Genomic DNA, 14,683 nt, shown 5'->3' with positions numbered 1-14,683 from the left:
TAAACCGAGTCGCCTGCATCGCGGGCAAGCCCGGCTCCCACAAAAGCCGGTTCCCACAAAAAAACGCTTCCACATTAGTCCGTATTGTTCAATACGCAGCGCTGTACCGACGAACCCCGGACTCTACCGCCGGAATGTGCGCTGCCGTGCTGCCGGAGGCCTGGAACAGCACCAGGTGTTCGGCGGCCACGCGAATGCCGACATCGGCGCCGACCAGATGGTCGGCATGGCTCGGGAAGATCGATTCCAGTTGGCAGCCGGTCGGTAACTGCAGGCGATATAACGTCGATGCACCGAGGAAGGTCTTGCCAACGATCCGTGCCTTCAGTGAGCTGTCGGGCGCGTAAACGATATCGTCGGGGCGCAGCAACACATCCACCGCGCCACCGCTAGGCCAGGTGTACGCGCGATTACCGCGCAGCACACCCAGTTCGGTCTGCACCGATTCCGGGGTCTGCAGCTGACCGCGAATGAAATAACCCTGACCGATAAAGCTCGCCACAAACGGTGTTTGCGGTTCGTGGTAGAGGTTGTAAGGCGTGTCCCACTGCTCCAGTCGACCCTCCTTGAACACGCCAACCTGATCGCTGACGGCAAAGGCTTCTTCCTGGTCGTGAGTCACCAGAATCGCACTGGTGCCACGGGCCTTGAGGATGTCCCGGACTTCATGGCTGAGCTTGCGGCGTAATTCGCCATCGAGGTTGGAGAACGGTTCGTCGAGCAGCAGCAGTTGCGGCTCCGGTGCTAATGCCCGGGCCAGTGCAACACGCTGTTGCTGGCCGCCGGAAAGCTCGTGCGGGAAGCGCTTGCCGAGGTGCTTCAGGTTGACCAGTTCAAGCATCTCTTCGGTGACTCGGTCTTTCTGTGGATGCTTGCGAATGCCAAAAGCGATGTTCTCGGCCACGCTCAGGTGCGGGAACAGCGCGTAGTCCTGGAACACCATGCCGATTCGGCGTTTCTCCGGCGCGAGGGTGAAACCGGCGCTGGAGATGGTTTCACCGGCCAGCTGGATTTCCCCTTCGTGAACCGGTTCAAAGCCTGCAATCGCCCGCAGAGTTGTGGTCTTGCCGCAGCCGGACGAGCCGAGCAGGCAACCGATGTCACCGGCATTGAGGTGCAGGTTGAGGTTCTGGACGACCCGCTGGTCTTGATAGCCGCAGGCCAGATTACGCAGGTTCAGCAGTAATGAATGACTCATGCGTGGTGATATGAAGGCGGAACGAGAAACTCGAGCAGAGCCTTTTGCGCATGCAGGCGGTTCTCGGCCTGATCCCAGGCAACCGAACGCGGGTCGTCGAGCAGGTCGAGGCTGATTTCTTCACCGCGGTGGGCGGGCAGGCAGTGCATGAACAACACATCCTCGGCGGCCAGATCGAGCAAGGCACGATTAACCTGGAACGGTGCGAACAGCTTGAGGCGCTTGGCGGTTTCTTCTTCCTGGCCCATGGAGGTCCAGACGTCGGTGCTGACCAAATGAGCGCCGCGTACCGCTTCCCGAGGATCGCGGACGATAGTCACCCGATCACCGGCCTTGGCCACGAACTCAGGGTTTGGCTCATAGCCTTCAGGGCAGGCGATGCGCAACTGGAAGTCGAACTGGATGGCGGCTTCTATATAGCTGTTGCACATGTTGTTGCCGTCGCCAATCCAGGCCACGGTCTTGCCCTGGATCGAGCCGCGATGTTCGAGGAAGGTTTGCATGTCGGCCAGCAACTGGCACGGGTGCAGGTCATCGGACAGGCCGTTGATGACGGGCACGCGCGAGTTGGCGGCGAATTCGGTCAGCGTGCTGTGGGCAAAGGTACGGATCATCACCGCATCGAGCATGCGCGACATGACGATGGCGCAGTCGCCGATCGGTTCGCCGCGACCCAGTTGGGTGTCACGGGGCGACAGGAAAATCGCCTGGCCGCCAAGCTGGATCATGCCGGCTTCAAACGACAGCCGGGTGCGCGTCGAGGATTTCTCGAAGATCATCCCGAGTACGCGATTTTTCAACGGCTCGAACAGTACGCCGCGGTTACGCAGGTCTTTGAGCTCAATGCCTCGACGGATCACGCTGACCAGCTCTTCGGGCGTGCAATCCATCAGGGAGAGAAAGTGCCTTGCGCTCATCATTGACTACCTTTTTGCAACAGACCGCAGATACTCAAAGCCTTGTTTAACTGAAAAACGGGCGAGACCTGCGGCGTAAGCCGCACGAGGCGACGAAATAGGGGAAGGCGCGATCTTATAATTAAATGTCGCGTCTTACCAATAGGGCTACGGTTTTTAGGGGATTTCAGAGAGGCTACGGGATAACCGCAGTAGCGCTTTTGAAGCCTGTTTCCTGACAGCAGCAACCCCTTTGTACACTGCCCTCGCGCGCCTTGGCAATCAAGCGGGGCGGGCAAAGCACGGTCTCGGTCGGTTTCTGACCTGTCGGACAGGGTAGTTGCAGGCAGGATCCAGCCTGCCTTCGCTTGAAACATTTGCTAATGCAAAGTGCTGGGTTATAACTAAGTCACGAGTGACACAGGAAGCCTTTGGGATGGAATCGAAAGAACAGCAATTGTTAGAGCTGCTAGGTCTCACGGCGCGCACCCTGACTCACCTGACTGCTTCCATAACCTCAATGTCCTTTGAGTTGATGCGCAGCGAGGATGAGGTGACCAAGGCTGCAGGTCGACGGATGATCGACCGCATGGCCACCGTCAGCACCGGGCTCGACGAGCACTGGTGCCTGATTGGCGAACTCACGGGCGTGCACATTGCCCAGGAACAGATCGAAACCATCCAGGAAATCCAGCTTCAAGCGCCCTCCAGGCTTCCCCAAGGCTAATATCGGCGGGCCTGATGGGCCTCGATTCACAAGACGAACGTCGCTGGCGCAGCGCTCGGTCACAGCCCATAGTTTTGTTCCCGCAACCTGATGCCGGTTGCCTCGAATAAAACAGAGAATGGCCATGACCAAGACTCTTCATCACCGTGCCTGCCACCTGTGTGAAGCCATTTGCGGCTTGACCATCGAAACCACTGCAACCGAAGACGCTGGCGTGCAAATCACCTCGATCAAGGGTGATCCGCAGGACAGCTTCAGTCGCGGTCATATCTGCCCCAAGGCCGTGGCGCTGCAAGATATCCAGAACGATCCCGACCGCCTGCGACAGCCGATGCTGAGGGTCGGCAGCGAGTGGCAAGCGATCGCCTGGGACGAGGCATTTGCACTGGTGGCCGAACGCCTGTCGGCGATTCAGGAGCGTCATGGCCAGAACGCCGTCGCGGTTTATCAGGGCAATCCCAGCGTGCACAACTATGGGTTGATGACCCACAGCAATTACTTCCTCGGTTTGCTGAAAACCCGCAATCGTTTCTCTGCAACCTCGGTCGATCAATTACCTCAGCATCTCACCAGCCATTTGATGTACGGCCACGGTTTGCTGCTGCCGATACCGGACATCGATCACACCAATTTCATGCTGATCCTGGGCGGTAATCCACTGGCCTCCAACGGCAGCATCATGACTGTACCGGATGTCGAAAAGCGCTTGAAGGCGATTCAGGCCCGAGGCGGCAAAGTGGTGGTGGTCGATCCGCGTCGCAGCGAAACGGCAGCGATTGCCGATCAGCATGTGTTCGTCCGCCCGGGTGGTGATGCGGCCCTGTTATTCGGGTTGCTCAATACCGTGTTCGCCGAGGGCTTGAGCCGCGACAGTCATTTGCCGGTAGACGGGCTGGAGGAGGTTCGTCAGGCCGTCGCATCCTTTAGTGCCGAGGCCATGAGCCCGCTGTGCGCCGTGCCGGCCGAGCAGATTCGTCAGTTGGCGCGAGACTTCGCCAGCGCGAAAACTGCCGTGTGTTATGGCCGTATGGGCGTTTCGACCCAGGCGTTCGGCACCTTGTGTCATTGGCTGGTGCAACTGATCAATCTGGTCACCGGCAACCTGGATCGGGTCGGCGGCGCGCTGTGCACCGAGCCTGCGGTCGATCTGGTGGCGTCCACATCGGGCGGGCATTTCAATCGCTGGCAAAGCCGCGTGTCTGGCCGTCCGGAATACGCCGGTGAGTTGCCGGTGTCGGCGCTGGCCGAAGAGATGCTCACCGAAGGCGAAGGGCAGGTGCGGGCGTTGATTACCGTGGCGGGTAACCCGGTGTTGTCGACGCCTAATGGCCGGCAGTTGGAGCAGGCACTGGATGGGCTGGAGTTCATGCTCAGCATCGACCTGTATATCAACGAGACCACGCGTTATGCCGACTTGATTCTGCCGTCGACTTCGGCGCTGGAAAACGATCACTACGACACCACGTTCAATATGTTCGCGGTGCGCAACGTCAGCCGTTTCAACCGGGCAATCCTGCCCAAGCCCGACGGTGCGCTGCACGATTGGGAGATTTTCGTCGGCCTGGCCCAGGCCTTTGCGGCGAAAACCGGCAAAGAACTGAAGCCGACGATGCCCCCGGCGAAGATGATCGACCTCGGTTTGCGAGCCGGGCGCTATGGTGATGCGTCGCCGCACAAACTGTCGGTGGCGAACTTGTTCGATCATCCTCACGGGGTCGATCTGGGCGCTCTTCAGGCAAACCTGGCGCCGCGTCTGAAAACCGCCAACCAGCGTGTGCAGGCGGCGCCACCGGCGATCCTGGCTGACCTCGCGCGATTTGCCGCATTGCAGGCGCCGGCTACCGATGAGCTATTGATGATCGGCCGCCGCCATGTGCGCAGCAATAACTCGTGGATGCACAACTACCACCGTCTGGTAAAAGGCAAACCGCGTCATCAGTTGCTGATGCACCCGGACGATCTTTCCAGTCGCGGGCTAAGCGATGGCCAACGGGTGCGGGTCAGTTCACGGGTCGGGGTGATCGAAGTCGAAGTGCTGAGCAGTGTCGAGATGATGAAAGGCGTGGTCAGCCTGCCGCACGGTTGGGGCCATGCCCGGCCGGGAGTGCAGATGGCCATTGCCATGGGCCAACCAGGCTCCAGCGCCAATGACCTGACCGATGAGCGCCAGATCGATGAGTTGTCCGGAAATGCGGCGCTTAATGGTGTGCCGGTGACCGTCGCGGCAGCGTAAACATGTCTGTCGGGGAGACCGAGCATGGCGCTCGGCTTTCCGTTACAATGCGTCACCGTGCCGACAACTGAGTCGGAAAGTTCAGCCGAGGTGCTCCATGGATATCATCGAAACTATTAAAGAGCAGATTGCTAACAACACCATTCTGCTTTACATGAAAGGCTCGCCGAATGCCCCACAGTGTGGCTTCTCCGCGAAAGCCGCTCAGGCCGTCATGGGCTGTGGTGAGAAGTTCGCTTACGTGGACATCCTGCAGAACCCGGAAATCCGTGCCAACCTGCCAAAGTACGCCAACTGGCCAACCTTCCCGCAATTGTGGGTTGCTGGTGAGCTGGTCGGTGGTAGCGACATCATGACTGAAATGGCCGCTGACGGTTCGTTGCAGGCCCTGATCAAAGACGCTGCGGCCAAAGCTGCTGCTGGCAAGACCGAAGCCTGATTTATAGGCAGAAGCGGCCGTCCGGCCGCTCCTGCTGGTAATAAAAAGCCCCGCCTCTCGTAAGAGGGCGGGGCTTTTTATTGAGCCGAGATCAGAGCTGTAGAACTTACTCGTCGCCCATCTGCGATTGCAGATAGTTCTCAAGACCGACTTTATCGATCAGGCTCAGTTGAGTTTCCAGCCAGTCGATATGTTCTTCTTCGGATTCGAGAATATCTTCGAGCAGTTCACGGCTGCCGAAGTCCCCGACGGTTTCGCAGTGAGCGATAGCCACTTTGAGGTCGGCATGGCCGGTACGCTCGATGCTCAGGTCGCACTCAAGCATTTCCTTGGTGTGCTCGCCGATGTGCAGCTTGCCCAGATCCTGGACGTTTGGCAGGCCTTCGAGGAACAGGATGCGCTTGATCAGCTTGTCCGCGTGTTTCATCTCGTCGATGGATTCGTGGTACTCGTGCTTGCCGAGCTTGTTCAGGCCCCAATCTTCATACATGCGCGCATGCAGGAAATACTGATTGATTGCGACCAGCTCATTGCCAAGAATCTTGTTGAGGTGCTGGATAACCGTGATGTCGCCTTTCATGTGGGGTCCTGCCCTTTAATTACCCTGTAGGCGGCGAAGTTTGAGCCGGGCAGTTGTTAGTGTCAAATCTAAGTTATTGAATACTATATTAAAATTAATCGGAATAAGAATGTTTGTGTTCCGCATCCTAGCGCTAAGCGATTGAATTGCAGACATAAAAAAACCGGACGCTAAGTCCGGTTCTTTCGAATGTTCTATTTACGCTGCCGAAAATTCTACAGGGTAGGGGATCGCCGCCTGGCTTAATTGCAACTCGGCCAGGGTTTCGCGCACCACTTGTTTGGCAAGGCAGGCGCATTTTCCACATTGGCCGGCAACGCCGGTAGCTTGGCGTACCTCGCGGTAGCTGCAGCAACCTTCATAGATCGCATCGCGGATTTTTCCGTCGGTGACACCAGTGCAAAGGCAGACATACATAAATTGAGAACCGTCGTGGGTTATGGCTCGGTTGCGACGGATCTTAATGTTAACGAGAATGATTGTCAAAGTGGTTTCGACACGCTTTGCGCCAGAACAGCGACAGCCTGACGAACGGCATAATGTGCCCGGGACAGTGTCATCAAGCCTGCGCCGAGGTTTTTGATGTCGTTGTAAAAAGCGCTAAGGACAGGCGAAAAACGCGGTGTATGATGTGCGGTCTTTGCGAAGGGCACTCGAGTCATGAACCTGTCGTTTATTCGCGACAGACTGGTTCGATGCCGTTCTTCACGCCACCACACCAGGAGATATCCAATGAGCGTACTCGTAGGCAAACAAGCCCCTGACTTCACCGTACCGGCCGTACTCGGCAATGGCGAAATCGTTGACAGCTTCACCCTGTCCTCGGCCATCAAAGGCAAATACGGCCTGGTGTTCTTCTACCCACTGGACTTCACCTTCGTCTGCCCGTCCGAGCTGATCGCTCTGGACCACCGCATGGCTGACTTCAAGGCTCGCAACGTTGAAGTGATCGCTGTTTCGATCGACTCGCACTTCACTCACAACGCCTGGCGCAACACCCCGATCAATGCCGGCGGCATCGGTCAGGTTCAGTACATCATGGCTGCTGACATGAAGCACGACATTGCCAAGGCCTACGACGTTGAGTCCGAAGGCGGCGTGGCTTTCCGTGGCGCATTCCTGATCGACGACAAAGGTGTTGTTCGCTCGCAGATCGTCAACGACCTGCCACTGGGCCGTAACATGGAAGAGCTGATTCGCCTGGTCGACGCCCTGCAATTCCACGAAGAGCACGGCGAAGTTTGCCCGGCCAACTGGAAAAAAGGCGACAAGGGCATGACTGCTTCGCCAGAAGGCGTTGCGGCTTACCTGACCGAGAACGCTGGCAAGCTGTAAGCCACGCGTCAGGCATAAAAAACCGGCCGCTGAGGCCGGTTTTTTTATGGGCGGGATAAATCCTGCGACTGAATCAGTCGTTGAAATCTTCCCAGCCGCCCATTTGTTTCCAGCGATTGACGATGCCGCAGAACAGCTCGGCAGTCTTCTCGGTGTCGTAGCGAGCCGAGTGGGCCTCGCGACCGTCGAAGTCGATATCGGCAGCCTGGCACGCCTTGGCCAGGACCGTTTGACCATAAGCCAGACCGGCCAGTGTCGCGGTGTCGAAGCTGGAGAACGGGTGAAACGGATTGCGCTTCATGTCCAGGCGCGTAACGGCGGCATTGAGGAAGCCCAGGTCAAAGCTGCTGTTATGGCCGACGAGGATCGCCCGTTTGCAGCCGTTGGCTTTCAGCGCCTTGCGTATGCCACGGAAGATGTCGGTCAGTGCCGCTTCTTCACTCACGGCCATGCGCAGGGGATGATCGAGCTTGATCCCGGTGAACTCCAGCGCCGCGGCTTCGATGTTGGCGCCTTCGAACGGTTCTACACGGAAGAAATAGGTGTGATCGGGGTACACAAAACCTTTTTCGTCCATGCTGATGGTCGTGGCGGCAATTTCCAGCAAGGCGTCAGTGGCACAGTTGAAACCACCGGTTTCAACGTCGACGACAACGGGCAAGTATCCACGGAACCTGGCTGCCATCGGGTGACGTGAACCACCTCCGCCTGAACTTTCCTGTTCGTCGTCGAAATGGTCTTCACTCACGCGTGTTCCTCCAGCAGGCGCCAGCGCAGTTTTTCACCGGCGCGCAGCGGGATGACAGTCAGCTCGCCGAACGGCAGGCTGGTTGGGGCGGTCCATTCTTCGCGGACCAGGGTAATGCGGTCGGTGTTCGCCGGCAGGCCGTAGAAGCGCGGGCCGTTGAGGCTGGCGAAGGCTTCGAGCTTGTCCAGCGCATTACGCTGTTCAAAGGCTTCGGCGTACATCTCGATCGCGGCATAAGCGGTGTAGCAACCGGCACAGCCACACGCGGCTTCTTTGGCGTGTTGGGCGTGCGGGGCCGAGTCCGTGCCCAGGAAGAACTTCTCGCTGCCGCTGGTAGCGGCGTCAAGCAGGGCGACCTGATGCGTATTGCGCTTGAGAATCGGCAAGCAATAGAAGTGCGGACGAATCCCGCCCACCAGCATGTGGTTGCGGTTATACAGCAAGTGGTGAGCGGTGATGGTTGCGCCAACGTTGGCCGAAGCCTCGTTGACGAACTGCACGGCATCGCTGGTGGTGATGTGTTCGAACACCACTTTGAGCGTTGGAAAACGCTCCACGACCCGACGCATGTGCTCGTCGATGAAGATTTTTTCGCGGTCGAAGACATCGACGTCGCCGCGGGTGATTTCACCGTGAATCAACAAGGGCATCCCGGCCTCGGCCATGGCCTCGATCGCGGGGAAGATCTTGTCGATGCTGGTAACACCGGAGTCCGAGTTGGTGGTCGCGCCAGCCGGATACAGCTTGGCGGCGTGAACGAAACCGCTGGCCTTGGCCTCGCGAATTTCATCGGGTGTAGTCCGGTCGGTCAGGTAGAGCACCATCAGCGGTTCGAAACGGCTGCCGGCCGGGCGCGCAGCGAGAATGCGCTGGCGATAGGCGTCGGCTTCAGCGGCGTTACGCACCGGTGGTACCAGGTTAGGCATGATGATCGCGCGACCAAAGGTGCGCGCGACATCCGCGACAGTATTGGGCAACACAGCACCATCGCGAAGATGAATATGCCAGTCGTCGGGACGCAGCAGGGTCAGGCGGTCGGACATTGGGGATTCCAGGCGGGTCAAACTCAAGGGAATGCTACCGGAAAAGACTCATCCAGGCACTCGCTATCAAGTTTTGCAGCAAGCTTCCGATATGACAAAGGTATGCCGTAATTATATGTATCGGTCTTTTTGTTGTAGAAGCCAGTGGAGCCTCCCGTGCGCCAGCGTTATTTAGCCTTGCTCAGCGTGTTTGCCAGCCTTCCTGCGATGGCGCTCACTTTCCAGACGCGTCTGGAGAGCATCGAGTGGACGGTCGAAGGCGACAAGTTCGAATGTCGCCTGAGCCAGCCGATTGCCGATTTCGGTTCGGGCGAGTTCGTGCGGCGCGCAGGCGAGCAGGCCACCTTTCGTCTGAAGGCCTACAACCCGATGATCAGCGGCGGCTCGGCGACGTTGCTGGCCGCCGCTGCGCCTTGGCAGCCGGGGCGCGGCGATATCAATCTGGGGGCGGTCAAGGTTGGCAGCGGTGATGTGCTGTTCAACAGTTCGCAGCTCCAGGCTGGACGCCTTATCGGTGGTTTGATGGACGGTCGCAGTCCGCTGATTCGCCATTATTCGCGCGATGGCGGTGTGTCGGAAGTCCGTTTGTTGCCGGTCAGTTTCAGCAAGGCCTACGCCGATTATCAGGCGTGTGTCGCCAAGTTGCTGCCGATGAATTACGAGCAGGTTAAGCAGGCTGAGGTTGGTTTTCCGGGTGGTGGTATCGATCTGGATGCGCAGGCCAAGGCCAAGCTGCAGGTCATGCTGAACTTCATGAAGGCCGACCCGACGGTCAATCACATTGAACTTGACGGCCATTCCGATAACAGTGGCAATCGCCTGACCAACCGTGATCTGTCTCGGCGCAGGGCGCTGGCGGTGATGGACTTCTTCAAGGCCAATGGCATTCAGGAGTCGCAGATCACGATGCGTTTTCACGGCGAACGCTATCCGTTGGCCCCTAACACCAACACCGCCAATCGGGCCAGGAATCGCCGGGTCAACGTTCATCTTGAGCGCGTTGCACCCACCGATAAACCGGCTCCGCAAGTCAGCTCGGCAAGCAGTGCCGCGACGACCTCCTGAACCGGCTGAAATCGTCGCCCGCTCGACATAATCTGTCGCTTCGTCATCATAAGCTGTCGCGCCTCTGTAATTTATCCTCTCGCAGCGGTAGACTTCTCGGCTTTCCGTAGAACCCCGTGGAGTGATGGCATGGCGGACGTAAACAAGGTCGTTCTGGCGTATTCCGGCGGCCTGGACACTTCGGTGATCCTCAAGTGGCTGCAGGATACTTATAACTGTGAAGTGGTGACCTTTACCGCTGACCTGGGTCAGGGTGAAGAGGTCGAGCCGGCCCGCGCCAAGGCACAAGCCATGGGCGTAAAAGAAATCTACATCGACGATCTGCGCGAAGAATTCGTGCGTGATTTCGTTTTCCCGATGTTCCGTGCCAACACCGTTTACGAAGGCGAGTACCTGCTGGGTACTTCCATCGCTCGTCCGTTGATCGCCAAACGCCTGATCGAAATCGCCAACGAAACCGGCGCTGACGCCATTTCCCATGGCGCGACCGGCAAGGGCAACGACCAGGTTCGTTTTGAACTGGGCGCCTATGCACTCAAGCCGGGCGTGAAAGTGATCGCCCCTTGGCGCGAGTGGGACCTGCTGTCCCGCGAGAAGCTGATGGATTATGCGGCGAAGCACGCGATCCCGATCGAACGTCACGGCAAGAAAAAATCCCCGTACTCGATGGATGCCAACCTGCTGCACATCTCCTATGAAGGCGGCGTGCTGGAAGACACCTGGACCGAGCACGAAGAAGACATGTGGCGCTGGACCGTCTCCCCGGAGAACGCTCCCGACAAGCCGCAGTACCTGGAACTGACTTACCGCAACGGCGACATCGTTGCACTGGACGGCGTCGAAATGACTCCGGCTACCGTGCTGGCGACCCTGAACCGTATCGGTGGCGAGCACGGCATCGGCCGTCTGGACATCGTCGAGAACCGTTACGTCGGCATGAAGTCCCGTGGTTGCTACGAAACCCCTGGTGGCACCATCATGTTGCGCGCTCACCGGGCGATCGAATCGATCACCCTGGATCGTGAAGTAGCTCACCTCAAAGACGAGCTGATGCCTAAATACGCCAGCCTGATCTACACCGGTTACTGGTGGAGCCCTGAGCGTCTGATGCTGCAACAGATGATCGATGCTTCCCAGGCGCATGTGAACGGTGTGGTTCGCCTGAAGCTGTACAAAGGCAACGTGATCGTCACCGGTCGCAAGTCTGACGAATCGTTGTTCGACGCCAACATTGCTACCTTCGAAGAAGATGGCGGCGCTTACAACCAGGCTGATGCAGCCGGCTTCATCAAGCTGAACGCTCTGCGTATGCGCATTGCCGCAAACAAAGGCCGCAAGCTGTTCTGATGTTGTTGGCATGATCAACGATTGTGGCCCCGTTTGTAACGGGGCCACAATGTGATCGAAGCATTCGTGTGTGGTTTGTCTCCTGAGTCTGCGTCACCTGGTCTTGGTTATTAACTTCCTGGATTGTCTGTTCCCCCCCCCTTCTGTTCTGTCAGTGCTGGCTGACGACGGTCACTGCCAAAGTACTCAAGTTATAACTCATGTAAAAAGACTCTTTGGGCTCCAGGGATCTTGCATCTGATTTTTTGAGTGCTCTTTCGTTAATCAAATGTTCCGACTCACCGCTTGTCAGGAATACGATCACTTCACGGTCATGGTGTTTCCTTGAATAGAGCGCGTTCATCAAACTGCCGACATCTTTCTTTTTGCGAATCCATCGTGCATCAATGATCTGCATGCCGTGTATCGACGCAGGTAAAGACACTGGCTGTTGGGTTGTAAGGTTCGTGATGAAGGTTATATAGGCGGGTGGAGCGGGCGCGCTCTGAAGTAGATAGTCGGGTTTATGTCCTTTGATTGAGTTGGGTTGATTCTCCTCTTCAGCGGGGTCGTTGAGGGAGGTGTTTCTGTTTTTTTCTGGTCGAGCAGCATCGTCGATGACTTTTACAAACTGTTTGCTCTTTTGAAAATCAGAAGGTGCATACAGTGATTTGTAGTTAAAGTTGAGTGTGATAAAAAATAAAAAGAGCAGGTAAAAGGGGAAGCTGATCAGAAACCAGATGTACGTCTGGCGCTCCTCGTTGTCAAGAAAGGGCAACGATACGGCTGCCGAAGTTTCGGAGAGCGTCGCAAATATCGCAATTATGGTCATCGGGTTGGATATTTTTTTTTGAGTTTTTGTCATTTTGATTGCTCGTTAAATAGTGATCTATAGTGATTCCTTGTGGGTGAAAATGTTAAGTGGTCGTGGTGGTTCGGTATTGATTTATTAGTTTTTGTAAAGGGTTTATGGGGCGGTCGACTTTGCAGTTTTATCACTATTTTTAACGGATCAATAGCCTTGTTTTAGGGTGATTCATGTAAGCGGGTGAAAGCGGGTTGTTTTTTTTGATAATAGACTCATGTTTCATTAATGACCGGGATAGAGTGTGTATTGTCAGCTGGTTTCTTAGATGCCCACAGAAAAAATACCGGTGACCAGAGGGCGGAAGCCTCGAATAAACTTTAAGCGACATTGTTTTTTATGAAATCCTGTAGGGGGAATCCTTGTTGTTTGTAGGGATTGTCTCTCGGTGTAGGTGGTTGGGGTGGGCAGCATCCCAAGGTCGAAACGACTACGCTATTGTGCGGGCTCTAAAAATTCGAACAGCGAAATTGGACTTGCCCATGAATAAAGTGCTGATCGTGGATGATCACCCCGTCATTCGTCTTGCTGTACGTATGCTAATGGAGCGTCATGGCTACGAAGTCATTGCCGAAACGGACAATGGTGTCGATGCCTTGCAACTTGCCCGTGAACAGATGCCGGATATCGTAATACTGGATATCGGTATTCCGAAACTGGATGGCCTGGAAGTTATTGCACGCTTGACCTCGACCACCATGCCTTTGAAAGTGCTGGTCTTGACGTCGCAGGCCCCCGGTCACTTTTCAATGCGTTGCATGCAGGCAGGGGCCGCCGGGTATGTCTGCAAACAGCAGGACCTCACCGAGTTGCTCAGTGCAATCAAGGCTGTATTGTCAGGATATAGCTACTTTCCGAATCAGGCGTTGCACTCGGTTCGCTCAAGTTTGGGGAACGCGAGTGAAGCAGACATGGTGGATCGTCTGTCAGGAAGGGAGATGATGGTTTTACAACAGTTGGCCCGAGGAAAGACCAACAAGGAAATTGCCGATGGAATGTTCCTCAGCAACAAAACCGTGAGTACTTACAAAACGCGTCTGCTATTGAAGCTCAATGCCCGCTCGCTGGTAGACCTGATCGAGCTTGCACAGCGTAATGGTCTGGTTTGAATCTCTCGGGGCGAGTAGTGATTTGTGCATGGAAAGCGTCTGAAGGTAAGCGGAGTCTGATCGGATTTTGAGTCGCCGGATGGCTTGCCCTGATGTCCCCGCCGCGCCGGACTCATTGATGAATCAGAGAGCATTGCCCAGCGGTTGAGGGAGTGCTGAAAAGCCTCCATTTCGGGAGGCTTTCAGGTGTTAAAGGTCAAAATCGTAATCGGCCAGTTGCTTTTGCAAGCGGCGCTCCTCCAGGAGATTATCGATGGTGCGACGTTTGCTCAGGTTGGTCTTTGCTACCTCTACCACAGGCTCGGCATCATCGGCCTCAACAGAGATGAAGTCGTCTTCTGTGTCCAGTTGTTCTTTGCCAGTGCTCATAAGGTTAACTCCAGGCTAAGAATGCCATTGGCGCTTCTTATATCGACATTCTCCCGGCGGGTAAAAAAGATTTTTTCAATCGGTAAATCAATAAATCTAATAGAACCTCAATCGTCGGAGGTCTTTTGCTTGTATTCGCACAGGTCTTCGATACGGCAGCTGCCACAACGGGGCTTGCGAGCCAGGCAAACATAGCGTCCGTGGAGGATCAGCCAGTGATGGGAGTCGAGCAGATACTCCTTGGGAACAAACTTCATCAGTTTTTTTTCCACCTCGACGACATTCTTGCCTGGCGCTAACCCTGTGCGGTTGCTGACCCGGAAAATGTGCGTGTCGACGGCCATCGTCAGCTGACGAAAAGCCGTATTGAGCACCACGTTCGCGGTCTTTCTACCGACCCCGGGCAGCGCTTCCAGCTCCTCACGGGTTTGCGGTACTTCGCCACCATGAAGCTCTACCAGCATTCGGCAGGTTTCGATGACGTTTTTTGCCTTGCTGTTGTACAGGCCGATGGTCTTGATGTACTCGGACAATCCTTCTACACCCAGCGCATACATCACTGCCGGAGTATTGGCCACCGGAAACAGCTTGGTGGTGGCCTTGTTGACGCCTACGTCCGTGGACTGCGCGGAAAGGATCACGGCGATCAGCAATTCGAAGGGTGACGAGTAGGCCAGTTCGGTTTTCGGTTCCGGATTGTCTTCGTGAAGCCGACGGAAAATTTCCAGGCGTTTTGCGGCATTCATGGGC

Annotated in this window: 16 protein-coding genes; 7 read left to right on the top strand and 9 right to left on the bottom strand. The window is 56.3% G+C overall.

The features are described 5' to 3' along the window. Positions 1 to 88: 88 nt before the first annotated feature. Positions 89 to 1,198, bottom strand: a complete 1,110-nt coding sequence (locus tag KRR23_RS25825) for an ABC transporter ATP-binding protein (protein WP_216744751.1) — start codon at positions 1,196 to 1,198, stop codon at positions 89 to 91. Continuing rightward, positions 1,195 to 2,115: an ornithine carbamoyltransferase gene (gene argF / locus KRR23_RS25820; RefSeq protein WP_216744750.1), complete on the bottom strand. Its 921-nt coding sequence runs from the start codon at positions 2,113 to 2,115 to the stop codon at positions 1,195 to 1,197. Before argF ends, KRR23_RS25825 begins: the two co-directional genes overlap by 4 nt. Before the next feature lie 415 nt (positions 2,116 to 2,530). Here argF and KRR23_RS25815 point away from each other — a divergent pair, with 415 nt between their 5' ends. The 3 genes from KRR23_RS25815 to grxD all read left to right on the top strand — a co-directional run bounded on the left by KRR23_RS25815 (position 2,531) and on the right by grxD (position 5,493). After that, the gene (locus KRR23_RS25815; RefSeq protein WP_216744749.1) at positions 2,531 to 2,821 is read left to right on the top strand and encodes a hypothetical protein; all 291 of its coding nucleotides are present in this window, start codon (positions 2,531 to 2,533) and stop codon (positions 2,819 to 2,821) included. A gap of 124 nt (positions 2,822 to 2,945) precedes the next feature. Continuing rightward, entirely contained in the window at positions 2,946 to 5,054 is a 2,109-nt protein-coding gene (locus KRR23_RS25810) for a molybdopterin oxidoreductase family protein (protein WP_216744748.1), read from the top strand. Between the two features lie 97 nt (positions 5,055 to 5,151). Further along, a complete protein-coding gene (gene grxD, locus KRR23_RS25805) occupies positions 5,152 to 5,493 on the top strand; it encodes a Grx4 family monothiol glutaredoxin (RefSeq protein ID WP_019693361.1) in 342 nt (113 codons plus the stop codon). Between the two features lie 106 nt (positions 5,494 to 5,599). On the opposite strand, the gene bfr is transcribed toward grxD, so the two are convergent. Then, complete coding sequence (gene bfr / locus KRR23_RS25800) at positions 5,600 to 6,073, bottom strand: bacterioferritin (protein WP_054593808.1); 474 nt, start codon at positions 6,071 to 6,073, stop codon at positions 5,600 to 5,602. Between the two features lie 198 nt (positions 6,074 to 6,271). Then, the gene (locus KRR23_RS25795; RefSeq protein ID WP_019693359.1) at positions 6,272 to 6,490 is read right to left on the bottom strand and encodes a bacterioferritin-associated ferredoxin; all 219 of its coding nucleotides are present in this window, start codon (positions 6,488 to 6,490) and stop codon (positions 6,272 to 6,274) included. Between the two features lie 315 nt (positions 6,491 to 6,805). Between KRR23_RS25795 and KRR23_RS25790 the strand changes: the two genes are divergently transcribed. Continuing rightward, a complete protein-coding gene (locus tag KRR23_RS25790) occupies positions 6,806 to 7,408 on the top strand; it encodes a peroxiredoxin (RefSeq protein WP_019693358.1) in 603 nt (200 codons plus the stop codon). 73 nt (positions 7,409 to 7,481) lie between these two features. On the opposite strand, the gene rnt is transcribed toward KRR23_RS25790, so the two are convergent. Next, positions 7,482 to 8,156: a ribonuclease T gene (gene rnt / locus KRR23_RS25785; RefSeq protein ID WP_103315097.1), complete on the bottom strand. Its 675-nt coding sequence runs from the start codon at positions 8,154 to 8,156 to the stop codon at positions 7,482 to 7,484. Then, positions 8,153 to 9,199 carry a dihydroorotase gene (gene pyrC / locus KRR23_RS25780; protein WP_216744747.1) on the bottom strand — a complete coding sequence of 349 codons (1,047 nt, stop codon included), beginning with the start codon at positions 9,197 to 9,199 and terminating at the stop codon, positions 8,153 to 8,155. The genes rnt and pyrC overlap by 4 nt, the downstream gene beginning before the upstream one ends. Before the next feature lie 156 nt (positions 9,200 to 9,355). Here pyrC and KRR23_RS25775 point away from each other — a divergent pair, with 156 nt between their 5' ends. Both KRR23_RS25775 and KRR23_RS25770 read left to right on the top strand, forming a co-directional pair. Next, positions 9,356 to 10,264 (top strand): OmpA family protein, encoded by a 909-nt coding sequence (locus KRR23_RS25775; RefSeq protein WP_216744746.1) that lies wholly within the window; start codon positions 9,356 to 9,358, stop codon positions 10,262 to 10,264. Between the two features lie 129 nt (positions 10,265 to 10,393). Then, a complete protein-coding gene (locus KRR23_RS25770) occupies positions 10,394 to 11,611 on the top strand; it encodes an argininosuccinate synthase (protein WP_019693354.1) in 1,218 nt (405 codons plus the stop codon). Between the two features lie 151 nt (positions 11,612 to 11,762). Here the strand turns inward: KRR23_RS25770 and KRR23_RS25765 are convergent, their stop codons facing one another. Beyond that, the gene (locus tag KRR23_RS25765) at positions 11,763 to 12,455 is read right to left on the bottom strand and encodes a hypothetical protein (protein ID WP_216744745.1); all 693 of its coding nucleotides are present in this window, start codon (positions 12,453 to 12,455) and stop codon (positions 11,763 to 11,765) included. Positions 12,456 to 12,937: 482 nt separating this feature from the next. Between KRR23_RS25765 and KRR23_RS25760 the strand changes: the two genes are divergently transcribed. Then, positions 12,938 to 13,564, top strand: coding sequence for a response regulator transcription factor (locus tag KRR23_RS25760; protein ID WP_054593803.1), 627 nt, complete (start codon positions 12,938 to 12,940; stop codon positions 13,562 to 13,564). Positions 13,565 to 13,753: 189 nt separating this feature from the next. Here the strand turns inward: KRR23_RS25760 and KRR23_RS25755 are convergent, their stop codons facing one another. Together KRR23_RS25755 and nth are read right to left on the bottom strand one after the other, a co-directional pair. Continuing rightward, positions 13,754 to 13,933: a PA3496 family putative envelope integrity protein gene (locus KRR23_RS25755; RefSeq protein WP_019693351.1), complete on the bottom strand. Its 180-nt coding sequence runs from the start codon at positions 13,931 to 13,933 to the stop codon at positions 13,754 to 13,756. Positions 13,934 to 14,040: 107 nt separating this feature from the next. Next, complete coding sequence (gene nth, locus KRR23_RS25750; RefSeq protein WP_216744744.1) at positions 14,041 to 14,679, bottom strand: endonuclease III; 639 nt, start codon at positions 14,677 to 14,679, stop codon at positions 14,041 to 14,043. Between the last annotated feature and the right edge of the window lie 4 nt (positions 14,680 to 14,683).

Source organism: Pseudomonas sp. CVAP#3, from assembly GCF_018986375.1.
Classification (GTDB): domain Bacteria; phylum Pseudomonadota; class Gammaproteobacteria; order Pseudomonadales; family Pseudomonadaceae; genus Aquipseudomonas; species Aquipseudomonas helvetica.
The sequence above is the reverse complement of the archived record's forward strand: the minus strand, read 5'-3'. Positions and strand labels throughout refer to the sequence as shown.

Excerpts from the sequence above, each read along its gene's own strand:
- argF (WP_216744750.1), bottom strand. The coding sequence starts at position 2,115 with ATGAGCGCAAGGCACTTTCTCTCCCTGATGGATTGCACGCCCGAAGAG.
- bfr (WP_054593808.1), bottom strand. The coding sequence starts at position 6,073 with ATGAAAGGCGACATCACGGTTATCCAGCACCTCAACAAGATTCTTGGC.
- KRR23_RS25810 (WP_216744748.1), top strand. The coding sequence starts at position 2,946 with ATGACCAAGACTCTTCATCACCGTGCCTGCCACCTGTGTGAAGCCATT.
- KRR23_RS25790 (WP_019693358.1), top strand. The coding sequence starts at position 6,806 with ATGAGCGTACTCGTAGGCAAACAAGCCCCTGACTTCACCGTACCGGCC.
- KRR23_RS25765 (WP_216744745.1), bottom strand. The coding sequence starts at position 12,455 with ATGACAAAAACTCAAAAAAAAATATCCAACCCGATGACCATAATTGCG.
- nth (WP_216744744.1), bottom strand. The coding sequence starts at position 14,679 with ATGAATGCCGCAAAACGCCTGGAAATTTTCCGTCGGCTTCACGAAGAC.
- KRR23_RS25825 (WP_216744751.1), bottom strand. The coding sequence starts at position 1,198 with ATGAGTCATTCATTACTGCTGAACCTGCGTAATCTGGCCTGCGGCTAT.
- KRR23_RS25760 (WP_054593803.1), top strand. The coding sequence starts at position 12,938 with ATGAATAAAGTGCTGATCGTGGATGATCACCCCGTCATTCGTCTTGCT.
- KRR23_RS25795 (WP_019693359.1), bottom strand. The coding sequence starts at position 6,490 with ATGTATGTCTGCCTTTGCACTGGTGTCACCGACGGAAAAATCCGCGAT.
- pyrC (WP_216744747.1), bottom strand. The coding sequence starts at position 9,199 with ATGTCCGACCGCCTGACCCTGCTGCGTCCCGACGACTGGCATATTCAT.
- KRR23_RS25770 (WP_019693354.1), top strand. The coding sequence starts at position 10,394 with ATGGCGGACGTAAACAAGGTCGTTCTGGCGTATTCCGGCGGCCTGGAC.
- KRR23_RS25815 (WP_216744749.1), top strand. The coding sequence starts at position 2,531 with ATGGAATCGAAAGAACAGCAATTGTTAGAGCTGCTAGGTCTCACGGCG.
- grxD (WP_019693361.1), top strand. The coding sequence starts at position 5,152 with ATGGATATCATCGAAACTATTAAAGAGCAGATTGCTAACAACACCATT.
- KRR23_RS25755 (WP_019693351.1), bottom strand. The coding sequence starts at position 13,933 with ATGAGCACTGGCAAAGAACAACTGGACACAGAAGACGACTTCATCTCT.